General features: G+C 59.4%; 8 protein-coding genes. 4 read left to right on the forward strand and 4 right to left on the reverse strand.

Features of this window, described 5'->3' with window-relative positions:
- Positions 1–3,249 (forward strand): UvrD-helicase domain-containing protein, encoded by a 3,249-nt coding sequence (locus tag CH281_RS12215; RefSeq protein ID WP_094694340.1) that lies wholly within the window; start codon positions 1–3, stop codon positions 3,247–3,249.
- Positions 3,250–3,437: 188 nt separating this feature from the next.
- Here CH281_RS12215 and CH281_RS12220 read toward each other — a convergent pair whose 3' ends face one another.
- From CH281_RS12220 to CH281_RS12230, 3 genes are all read right to left on the reverse strand, one after another.
- A complete protein-coding gene (locus tag CH281_RS12220) occupies positions 3,438–5,519 on the reverse strand; it encodes a DUF3883 domain-containing protein (RefSeq protein WP_143544803.1) in 2,082 nt (693 codons plus the stop codon).
- Between the two features lie 1,217 nt (positions 5,520–6,736).
- On the reverse strand, positions 6,737–7,390 hold the full coding sequence (locus CH281_RS12225) for a response regulator (RefSeq protein ID WP_094694344.1): 654 nt from the start codon (positions 7,388–7,390) through the stop codon (positions 6,737–6,739).
- Positions 7,391–7,428: 38 nt separating this feature from the next.
- Positions 7,429–8,664 (reverse strand): sensor histidine kinase, encoded by a 1,236-nt coding sequence (locus CH281_RS12230; RefSeq protein WP_094694346.1) that lies wholly within the window; start codon positions 8,662–8,664, stop codon positions 7,429–7,431.
- A 135-nt stretch (positions 8,665–8,799) separates the two neighbouring features.
- Here CH281_RS12230 and CH281_RS12235 point away from each other — a divergent pair, with 135 nt between their 5' ends.
- Positions 8,800–9,423: a DUF4352 domain-containing protein gene (locus CH281_RS12235; protein WP_094694348.1), complete on the forward strand. Its 624-nt coding sequence runs from the start codon at positions 8,800–8,802 to the stop codon at positions 9,421–9,423.
- Between the two features lie 131 nt (positions 9,424–9,554).
- Positions 9,555–10,145, forward strand: coding sequence for a hypothetical protein (locus CH281_RS12240; protein ID WP_094694350.1), 591 nt, complete (start codon positions 9,555–9,557; stop codon positions 10,143–10,145).
- 61 nt (positions 10,146–10,206) lie between these two features.
- Here the strand turns inward: CH281_RS12240 and CH281_RS12245 are convergent, their stop codons facing one another.
- Positions 10,207–10,899, reverse strand: a complete 693-nt coding sequence (locus CH281_RS12245) for an SDR family NAD(P)-dependent oxidoreductase (RefSeq protein ID WP_256983492.1) — start codon at positions 10,897–10,899, stop codon at positions 10,207–10,209.
- Between the two features lie 90 nt (positions 10,900–10,989).
- On the opposite strand from CH281_RS12245, the gene CH281_RS12250 reads away from it, so the two are divergent.
- Complete coding sequence (locus tag CH281_RS12250; RefSeq protein WP_094694434.1) at positions 10,990–11,823, forward strand: LysR family transcriptional regulator; 834 nt, start codon at positions 10,990–10,992, stop codon at positions 11,821–11,823.
- Positions 11,824–11,856 lie beyond the last annotated feature (33 nt).

Here is an 11,856-nt window from a genome sequence, read left to right on the forward strand (position 1 = left end):
ATGGCAAACCAAGACACCCTATTAGTCGACCGTGTCGATCGAACACGCATCGCAACCGACACCTCTACAACGCTGTTCGTCGAAGCCGGCGCAGGAAGCGGCAAGACGCACTCACTCGTCGAGCGCATCTGTCACCTCGTACTCGTCGATGGGATAGAACTCGACCGCATCGCAGCCATCACGTTCACCGAGAAGGCTGCGGCCGAACTTCGCGAACGAGTCCGCACACATCTCGCGTCCTTCTCCGGTGATGCTGCCGAGAAGGCGATGGAGCAGATCGATACAGCGGCGATCGGGACGCTGCATTCGTTTGCCGCACGCATCGTGAGCGAACATCCGCTGGAGGCGGGGGTGCCGCCGCGTGTGGCCGTCGTGGATGCCATGGGGTCGCAGCTCTCGTTCGAGCGCCGCTGGCGGAGAATGCGGGCTGCGCTCTTCGCCGATGAACACGCCGCGCCCAGCGGCCTCACCGACGCACTGCGCATCATCCTGGGCGCAGGAGCGTCACTCGATCAGGTACGTATTCTCGCTGACGCTCTCGATCGAAGCTGGGACAGATTGGTCGTCGCCGACGTTGCCCCGACGATGGCCGCCGCGAATATCGATGCTCTCCTGCGTGCTGCCGATGAGGTGGTCGATTCTGGAGTTGACTGCTCCGAGCAGTCCGACAAGCTGGCCATGCGGTTGTCCTCGATCGCAGAGTGGCGAGTCGCTATGGCAGACGCCCGGTCCTCCACAGCCTGGATCGCACTCGCGGCGGAATGCCCGTCGAAAGGCAGCGGTGGCAAGGGATCCAACTGGGTCGGCGGCGCTTCGCAGGTCAAGCAGATCAAGAACTCGATCGACGACTTGAACGCTGCGGCCACTGCCGAGAGGACTCGGTATGTCGCGTCAGCTCTGGCGATCGTCGTGCATCATCTTTCCCGGGTGATTGTCGACGAGGCCACCGAGCGTCGTCGACGGGGTGAGCTCGAGTTTCACGATCTGCTCGTTTACGCCCGAAACGTGCTGCATCATAACGACGTTCGTCAGATCGTCCACAGCTCCTATCAGCGGATCATGCTGGACGAGTTCCAGGACACCGACCCTCTGCAATTGGAGATTGCCCGGTTGATCGTCGACGGTCCGGATGAGTCGGGCCGGTTGTTCACGGTGGGGGATCCGAAGCAGTCGATCTACAGGTTCCGTCGCGCAGATATCGCGTCGTACATGGCGGCGCGCGATGCTACGGACACCGCAGACGTGGTTCGACTCACCACGAACTTTCGATCCACGAAACCTGTTCTGCGTTGGGTGAACTCGGTGTTCGGGTCCCTGGTCGTCCCCAACGCCTATGTTCAGCCCGACTACGCGCCGCTCGATCCAGCACCTGGCCGACCGGAATGGTCCGTCGGAACAGAGTGGGGTCCGGCACCATTCGTCTTCGAGGACTCCGGTGACGCCGTCGACGACGAGCACTTGTTGACTGCCTCGGAAGTGCTGCGCGCCCGGGAATCACGGGATGTCGCGCGCATTATCGCGACTGCGCTCGACCAAGGTTGGCAGAAGGAGGCCGGCGGGTTCGGCGAATACACCCATCGACCAGTGAACCTCAGCGATATCTGCATCCTCATCCCGTCGCGCGCAGTACTGCCGTTTCTCGAGCGATCTCTCGACGACGCCGGTATCGAGTTTCGTTCGGAAGCCTCGTCGTTGGTCTATTCGACGCAGGAGGTCCATGATCTGCTCGTCACTTGCCGCGCCCTGGCAGACACTGCGAACGAAGCTGCGGTTGTTGCTGCACTGCGGACGCCGCTGTTCGGTTGCGGGGACGATGATTTGCTGCGGTGGAAGGCAGCGGGAGGACGGTGGGACTTCTTCTCTGACGCACCCGAGGGTCTGGCAGATTCGCCGGTCGCGGCGGGACGTGCGTATCTGAAGTCGGTCTGGTTCGAGCTGGGGTTGTTAAGCCCCGGTGCGCTGCTGAGTCGTTTGGCTGCCGATCGTCGGGTGTTCGAGGTGTCGATGGATTCGCCACGGCATCGGGATGTGTGGCGTCGACTGCGGTTCGTCATCGATCAGGCGCACGCGTGGTACGGCGAGGACGGCGGCGATCTGCGGGACTACCTTGCGTGGGCAAAAACCCAGCAGGACGAGAATGCGCGCGTCACCGAAGCGGTGTTGCCCGAGGTCGGGGTCAATGCTGTCCGGATCATGACCATGCATGCCGCGAAGGGACTGCAGTTTCCGATGGTCATCGTTGCGGGAATGAGCGGAGGTTTCCGGACGACGTCCGATCCGGTGGTGTGGGGTGATGACGGGACGATGCATCTCAATGTATGCGCTGCAGTGCAATCCGTTGACTACACGAGCGTCTCCGCTATCAAGAAGGCGCACACAGAGGCCGAACGCGTCCGCCTCCTGTACGTGGCGTGTACGCGGGCGGAGAGTTTCCTTGCTGTGTCGGGCTATGTCGGTGCGAAGGGGAGTTGGGGCAAGACTATGGCTGCAGGAATCGCGGGAGTTCCCAATGTGGTTCCCGATCTGATCGAGCCAGTGCGGGTCGAGGACAGTGGACAGTCGAGTTCGGTTGCGTTGCAGAGCTGGGACGAATGGCAGGCCGAGACTGCGCGGGTGGCTGAAATCTCTGCGTTGCCGTCGACGGTGTCCGCGACGCAGATTGCGCATCCTGTTCTGCCTGTACAGGAAGCAGTGTTGGCGGAGTACCGGTTGGCGGACCTAATCTTTTCACCGGCTTCGATCGAAGTGGTCGCGCCTCTCGTCGGGTCTGTCGAGAGTGGTACGACGCTGGGTATTGCCTTGCACGCGCTGTTGGAGACGGTTCCGCTCGATGCGGCCCTGGATTCCGAGTTCGATGAGAAGGCCAGGAAAGCGGGCGCTTTGGCTGGTTTGGTCGATCTCGATCGGTTCGTGCTTTTGGCGAAGTCGGTGTTCAGCTCCGAGCCTGTGCAGCGCGCTGCCGCGCGCGAACATTGGCATGAAATGCAGCTAGCCGGCATGTCGCCGGACGAGACCATCGTGGTTGAGGGAATCGCGGACCTGGTGTACCGAGAAGACGACGGGTCGCTGGTGATCGTGGACTACAAGACCGATGTGGGGGTTACGGCAATGACGCTGGAGGCCTACTGGACCCAGTTGTCGGTGTATGCGGACCTGCTTGGCCGGGCGACGGGGGAGACAGTGAGTCGGCTTGTGCTGGTGTTCGCACGATCGACTGCTGCTGACGTTTTGCAGAGAAGGAGGCCTTGAACGCGTTCCGGTGACGGCGCTCAGAGACATACCGCCTCTCATCTCGGTTGAGTTGCGCAACCTTGCCTTTTACTCCTCCTGTGATGACGGACTCGTTATTGACTCGGAGCGCAAGTTGCTTCGGAATCAGTACTACGAAGTTTACTGCCAGGCTTTTGGATTTTCCTTGGGCGTGTGCGCTCTGATGCCTATGTCTGATCGAGTTCATAGTCAGGAACAAAGTTGTATTCGCTGCATTCCCATGCCCACTGGCGACATTGCTTCACAAAATTAAGAGAACTCCTGGGGTCTGTGATTAGCTGAATCTGTGTCGATTGTCTCGCCCTGTATACGAGGGCAATCATGTAGGTATCAGCAGCGTCGCGCGCATAGGAGTCCTCATTGGGGGTCAAAGAGAAAGGCTGCCCTGGGTAGCTGATTGATTTCACTTCGACATGCAGAATTTCTGAATTTAGGGTCGCAATCACGTCATATCCGAGATTCTGGCGACTGTGATCAATTGCTTCGTACCCTAGGCTCTGCAAGAGTTCAAGCACAGTGATCTCAGCTGAACGCCATTGCGACGCGTTTGAGGCAGTTGATGTCTTAGCTTGAGCCCCGTGCCATTCTGGACGCAGAAATTTGGATGGCGACTTTATCCCAAGGTGAGGGTTGGAGATAACGCCGTTCAGTCCATTGTTGTGGTTAGTGATTTCGGTTCTATCAGCGGATTCGTCTCCATTAAGGTGTTCAGTTTGAGTATGCTCGGAAAAAATCCCCGAATCAGCTATGGCCAGTCTTCGGCTCAATGATCTAAGCTCAACGCCTCGATCAAGTAGGAGTTTCTCAAATGTGGGGCTCATTGAATGTTGTCCGGCGATCATCTCCGGTATGGTTACTGGTCCAGTTGGTCCCTCCCAGATCTTGGCCTGAGAGAAATCCTCTATGCTAACGTTATTAAGGATAACTGTGTTGGCGAAGTGTGCAATTAGATCTGCACGGCCAGCAACAGTTAGTTTGTTTTTTTCTGCTGACTCTAGGACGGCGCGCGTAGTTATTACAGCGCAGCCCGCAAACTTAGAGATCTTGACGGATGCTTCTGAGCTAAAGCTGTCGGCTTGCGGAAGTACAAGTCCTTTCCCGTTCCCCGTCAGGTGTTTTGCGTCTATGCTACTCAGCCAATTCGGTGCGAGGGAGACATTATTCCGCACTGACGTCAATCGCTCCCTAACTGCACCTATTAATTCGGAGCGAAAGCTTCGACGTTGCAATTGTAGGGTTGTTTCGTCGACATTCGGCGTTAGGCACTCAAGAAACGGGTTGGGGTCTAGAGTTGTCCGATGCAGCATGCTGTCAGTTATCAGTTTCGCAAGAACGTCGGCGACTTCAGTGATAAGTTTCCCCGAGGTCTCGTCCAGAACTACTCGGGTGCGCGATGGGTCAGTGCTGAAGTCGCCATTTACTCGGATATTGAATCCGCACTGCTCCTGGGTGGGTAGAAAAGCATGGACTACGGATTGGTCTACCCGTAGTGGGGCGTATTGGTTCTCAACAATTGAGAAAGCCACAGAAACATTTTCGGCGTTGAACACGCGCCAGTTTTCTATCTGTGTTTCGGATCTCGTCTCAATCTCGGTTGTCAAGTCATTGCTGACCCGGCGACGGCTGGAGTAATGTTCTACCGTCGAATGCAGCATATTGACGGACTCGATCGACTTCAAAAAGATCAAGTAGTCCGAATCGAACCGGTCGAACTCGTCCAGTACCTGTTCGCGATTCAGTCCTTCGAGAACAAAGACCGTCGTATAACCCGAACTCAACAGTTTCTGGGCGACTTCACTTTCTGAACTTCCACTTTCAAGTTGAAGTGAATGGGGTATCCGAATTAACGGTACGGGGAAGTCGGTACCAATTGCGTTAGACGTTAGTGTCCGCGAGAATGTAGTTTCTAATTCACCGCTGTACAAGTGAATTTGGGTCGTAATTCCTACAATGGACTTGAATCCTATTCCGCGATAGCCAATTCCATTTCCTCTTTCTTTATTGGAGGCCGCGCTTCTGCATAGGCTGCGGAAGTCGCTTAGGTTAAACCGACGACCGTTATTTGCCACAGCCAACCAGTTGTCACCCAGTACGAATTCAAGTTCTGTGGCGCCTGCATCATCAGAATTCTGCAATAACTCTATGAAAGCTCGATTGGAGTAGGACTCAGAGACATAGCGTTCTAAACCTGCGAGATCTGCCAGCATTTGCGGCGAGCGTTGAGCTTCGTCGAGCAGTTCTGCGCGCACCGTGTCTAATATGGTCACTTATTCTCTAGTCGCCAGCGGTCGGATATACGCGGATCTTGCTAGGAGGTTCGTCGCAGTAGATGGTGTCGTTACATGATTCGATTCCGACAAAGTCATCACTGTCTATGTATGAGTAGGTTGTACCGATTTGTTGTGACTTCGAGTTGTAGATTGCGATGTTTATTTTGACCGAGCTGCGAAGTTTTCCGGTTTGCGAGATTACATCGTAATTTACTTCAACATGATTGCGATAGTCATCACTTACGTGTACGACGTACAAACCTTCGATAGAGATTCCTGCTCGGTCCTCAAGGGCGTCCATGCGCTCGGCCCTGTCCGTGATTTCAATTACTCGATCTTTCGTCACTGCGTCTCCTCAATTTGATCATCAAACAGGGCCGACGGTCATCTCGACCCGGCCATCACGATGCTAACCGATTGGGCGGTGCAGTGTGGTCAAACTGCAGTCATCGGTACGAAGCCGAATGGAGGCAGTGACCCAACGAACCTGGTCGGTTGGGTTGAGATGCTTCGCGGGTTGTTAGATCACGTCGGCAAGGAACACTGCACACCTACGTCCACGAAATCGTGATCCACTCTGCGAGGCCGGAGAACTCCTCAATCAACTCTATCGTCTGCGTATCGCGATATAGGACCTCGGTCTCCATCTGTGCGAACTCGTCGAGTCATTCGTTTTTCGGCGCGAACTTCAACGGTACAAACTTGTTCCAGATCGTGTCCAAACCCGCTGCAGCTGACACTTCAAAGTGAGATCGACACAAACACTTCGGTGTGTGATGGAAACGTATGTACGTATCCGAACGGGGCGACCATCCCTGATCCGAACGCAGTGCCGGACGACCGATGCACGAACCAGATCGACTGTGCCAACGACCCTCGGTCCAACGCCGAGATCAATTCGATCGCGGAGTCGACCGGCCAGTGCCCAGAGCCCATTGCATGACAGTCGGGTGGCTGCGCATCCGCCGACGCACTGCGGATCTGCATTTCGGTACCAGCGCACTGACGCGTGTGGAACCTGGCGTCGTCCCATTGATGGCACCAGGCAATCATCAGATGGCATGGTCCTGATCTTTGTCGCTGATTGTTGGGGCTGTCCAACGATTCTTCTTCTCTGTCGACACTTCCCTCAGTGTGCTGGCGAGGCGCTTCGAAAGCGAATCCGATTGGCGATCAGCGATTCTGGCCCGGCCCGCTCACGTGACCATGCCTGCCCGAAATGCAGCCAGTGCCGCCTCGACTCGATTACGCACACCGAGTTTCACGAAGATCCCGGAGATATGGGTCTTCACCGTCGTCTCGCTGAGATACAGCTCCGAGGAGATGTCCGCATTGGTCGAACCAGTAGCCAAGATACGCAGCACTTCTCGCTCCCTCGGGCTCAGCACGTCCATCGACACCGATGCCGGAGCTGCCGGCAACATCGACGTCGCGACAATTTTCCGGAGCGAATCCTCACTGAACAACGTGTTGCCTGATGCCACTGCTCGAACCGACTGATGGAACGTCTCGGGTGCCTCGCTTTTGCTCAAGAAGCTGTGCGCCCCCGCCTCAATCGCTCGAACCACCAGATCGTCCACATCCATCGCCGTCATCGCAATGACTTTCGGTGGATGGGCAAGCGTCATCAACTCGCGGGTGGAATCCAGTCCGCCGACCCGGCGCATCTGAAGATCCATCAGCACTACGTGCGGCCGGAACGCCGCCACCGCAGCAGGCACTTGGTCGCCGTCCTCCACATCGGCCACCACCGAAATGTCCGGGGTCTTCGCGAAGATGTCCGAAACTCCGCGTCGAACGAAGGGGTCGTCGTCGACGATCAGAACTGTGATCACGGCTGGCGCTGTCATGGTTCGCTGAGCTTAGAACGCCACTCCGACACTGCCCGTCAGGAGTACCACGGCAGCCAGCACACCACCACGAACTCGCCCGGCTGCGCGCCGGCAGAGAACGTTCCGCCCACCCCGCGGACTTGCTCGGCCAATCCCGCCAACCCCGTACCCGAGCCACGCGCAAAGGCCGGTTGCCCCATCAGCTGATTGCGCACCTCGACACGAACTCCGGCCTGATCAGACCCGTACACCGCCACCCGTATGGTCGAACCGCCAGCGTGCTTCTGCGCGTTGGTGAGCGATTCCTGCACCACCCGATACGCCACATGACTGCTCGCAGGGCCGATCTCACCGGGCGTCACGTCGAGCATCAGCGACGTGTGCAAGCCCGCGTCTCGCGCCGAGTGCACCAGATCGGAGATGCCCTCGACGCTCTGCCGGCCACCGCTCGAGGCATCGGCCGATCCGCGCAGTACACCGATGATGCGCTTGAGCTCGTCGAGCGCGTCGTGCGCGGTCTGCCGAATCATCGACGCCGTTTGGGCTACCTTCTCGGGTCCATCGCCGCTGTTGACTTGCATTCCGCCCGCGAACAACGAGATGCGGCTGAGGCTGGCCGCGAGAGTGTCGTGCATGTCGCGGGCAATGCGGGCACGCTCCGCATTCAGCAGCATCTCCTCACGAAGAGCGTTGGACTCCACCGTCACCTTGTCTCGCGTGACCACAGCCTCCGTCAGGTCGGATCGCGTGCGGCGCAGTATTGCTCCACCCACGACCAACCCGACGAGCACTGCCGCGACGACCCACGGAATCCACGCCGGTACGTCCCATTCCACCGGCATGGATCCGTCCTCGGCCTTCGTCGAACCGATGGTCAGGACGGAGTAGTACCGACTGCGATGGACGTCGTACGTCAACGACACCCCGCACGCGACGTACACAGCGACGGCAGCAATTACGAGCGGCTTGGTGCGTGCGAACGCACCGACAGCAAACAGTGCGATCAACGCCGCCGTCGCATCGGTGGCGAAGAACAGTGGCCCGGCCAACGCGAGTCCCAGAACCACCCATGGCCGTTCGTGTCGCCAGATCAAGGCGACGCCGGCGATCAGGTTGAGCGCGACGCCGAGGCCCAGGTTCCACCCGGGCGTCCCGGAGGAGCCTGCCAAGCCTGCGGTCATCATCGAGCAGAACAGGCTGAAGGCCACCGCCGCCGTTGTCCAGGCTTTGCGGCGCAGGGTGCCTGTTCGGTGGGTGCTCACGAGGAGAAGCGTACGGCCGAGCACCGACACCGCGAATCGTCCGAACGGCCCGCATGGCCGATCGGATGTGACCGAAAGGAGGAGGCGTACCGACCGGTCAGACGAGGCGCGGACCGGGCCGACTGCGGTGTGGTTGATGTGTCGCCGAACGAGAGGAATTTCGACATGACCAACCAGAACCCGAACCCCCAGCAGCAGTACGCCCCGCCCGCTCCTAAGCAGAAGAAGAGTTGGTTTTCCCGACACAAGATCCTGACCGTCATCCTGGCTATCGTCGTGCTGGGTGTCCTCATTCGGCTCATCGGTGGTGGTTCGTCGGAGAGCCCGACAGCTCCCGCGCCGGCCGGATCCCCGTCGTCAGAAGAAGCGGCTCCTGCGGCCCCGGCCGAGCCGACTCAGCCGGGCATCGGCGTCCCAGTGCGCGACGGAAAGTTCGAGTTCGTCGTCACCGCAGTCGCACCACCCGTCGCGACAGTCGGTTCGGAGTACCTGACGCAGACCGCACAGGGCGAGTACGTCCAGGTGACAATGACCGTGCGCAACGTCGGCGACCGAGCGCAGAGCTTGGACGCATCCTCGCAGAAGTTGCTCGACGCGGACGGCAAGCAGTACTCGGTCGACAGCCTCGCGACCGCCTACCTCGACGAGGGCATCGGCTACGAACAGATCAACCCTGGCAACGCGCTGGACACGACCGTCGTGTTCGACGTCCCCGTTGGGACCGTACCTGCCGAGATCGAGCTGCATGATTCGGCGTTCTCGGGCGGTACGACGGTTGCGCTGCGGTAACCGTCGACAGCCGCTCTTCCGTTATCTCTCAATCCAATTCATTCGACGCAGTTCCGGCTGCGTCTCACGGAAGGAAACTATGACCAACCCGAAACTCTCTCGTTGCCGCATTGCTCGACCGGTCCGGTTCGATGCATTCCATCGCCGACGACACCCGCGGCGGATTCGACTCGTTCATCACCAAGGAACGTGCGGCCGACGGTCGGACCATGGTCACGCTCGCGCAGTTCGACAACCGGTACCAGCTGGTCTACGACAACGTCCCCATCGAGGACGTTGCACCGCTAGTGCTCGAACCGCGGGGTGGCACCGCGTTGTACGACGCGATCGGCCGGCTCGTCAGCGAGGTCGGCGCGGGTCTGGCTGCGACACCGGAGGACGAGCGTCCCGGCTCGGTGACCGTTCTCGTGATGACCGACGGTCACGAGAATTCGAGCCAAGAGCGGACGAATGCTGCTGTGCGAGAGCTGATTCAGCGGCAGGAAGCGGAGTACAGCTGGGATTTCGTGTTCCTGGGGTCGAACATCGACGCCGTCGAGGTGGGTGCCGATCTGGGCTTTAAGCGTGACAAGTCGATGACGTACGTCTCGACGTCGGTGGGTGTGACGGCGGCCTTCGATTCGGTGGCGGACTATCAGCATCGAAAGCGCTCGGCCGGTGTCGATGCGTGTTCGGTTTCAGCCTTCACTTCGGAAGATCGCAGACGGGCGCGAGGGGAGTAGGGGCGGTCTTCTACGTTCCCCCTCGACAGCCTCGGCAGTGGTCAGCTCGGCACCGAGAGTCCTACCAGGCCACCGATCCGGCGTCGTCGAAGAATCCGCCCCGCGGGCCATCGTCGGGCAGGGTGGCGAGCTTCAGCGCGATACGCGCGCCCTCCTCCGGCGTGCGTGTGGATGCGAATCCGGTGAAATCCGTTGCCACATAACCTGGGCAGCATGCATTCACGATCACCGCAGTGTCCACGAGCTGCCGTGCGTACTGCACGGTCATCGCGTTCACCATGGTCTTGGATGGAGCGTATGCCGCCATGATCGGGCCAGTCTGTAGCGCGAGCGAGCCCATGTTGCTAGAGACATTGACAATGCGTGGCGAGGCAGACCGAAGAAGCGTCGGAAGCAATGCATTCGTCACTCTGATGACCCCGAATACGTTGTTGTCCAATGTAGTTCGCAATACGTCGATACCCAGCGTCGTTGGATTCTGTTGTTCGCCGCCGGAAATGCCTGCGTTGTTCACCAGTATGTCCAGGTCGTCGATCGAGGCGGCGGCAGCAGCAACGCTGTGGTCGGAGGTGACATCGAGGGGGACTCCGAAGGCGTCGATGCCCGCAGCACGAAGCTTGTCGACCGCGTCCTGTCGTCGTGCATCGTTGCGCGCCCCGACTCCTACTCTGACTCCCTGCATTCCGAGTCCGTGTGCGATGGCAAAGCCGATCCCTTTGTTGGCGCCGGTGATCAGCGCGGTCTTCGTTGTCATGCAGTCCATGGTCGGCGTCGAGAGCAGGTGCGTCCAATACCGATCGACCAACCAGTGATACTCAACGGGTATCACAACTACGCTGTTGGAGTGGACGACCTCGAAACACGCGAACTCCGGTACTTCATCGCCGTTGCCGAGGAGCTGCACTTCGGACGCGCAGCGCAACGCTTGGGGATCGCCCAGCCACCACTCTCGCGAGCGATCAGCAGGATGGAGCGCCGACTCGGCGTCGCGCTCCTGGATCGGAATCGCCGCGGAGTCGCACTCACTGCTGCCGGTGCTGTGTTCCTGAGGGACGCTGCGACGGCGCTCGACGCGGTCGCAGCGGCAGCGCAGCGAGCACGAGCCGCCGGTGCCAGAGTCAAGCTGGTGACCAAAGCCGGTGCGTCCCATGAGCTCCTACGCCGCGTGCTCGATGCGTACTCCGCTGACGTGGATGTCATTTTGTGCGAAGTCGGTGAGCAGGCCGAATATCTTCGCCGCGGTGATGCCGACGTGGCGTTGATGCATCGCCCCGTCGATGACCTCGTTGGGTTCGACTCCGAGGACCTCCTCACCGAGGGGCAGGTCGCGATCGTTCCGCGTGATCACCCCTTGGCCTCGAAAGACGAACTGGCCATGGACGATATCCGTGACGTCCCGGATCTGCCGATGGCACGGTGGCCACAGCTCGACGGCACCTATCCGAAGGGGCCAGGGCCTGAGGTGCGCGGTCAATCGCAGATCGCCCAACTGGTCGCGCTGGGTCAGGCGCTGCTGGTGATTCCGGCGTCGAGTCGCGCGTGGCAGTGGCCCGAGCATGTGGCCGTACCTGTCGTTGATGCGCCGATGATCACGACGGTTATCGCATGGCCGGCCGGAGTCCGATCGCCAGCGGTATCGGCATTGGTCCGGTCGGCTGTGGGGATTGCGTTCGAGTAACGGGCCGCAGCGCTCGACGTCCGCCGATCTACT

This window comes from Rhodococcus sp. 06-221-2 (assembly GCF_002258365.1).
GTDB lineage: Bacteria > Actinomycetota > Actinomycetes > Mycobacteriales > Mycobacteriaceae > Rhodococcoides > Rhodococcoides fascians.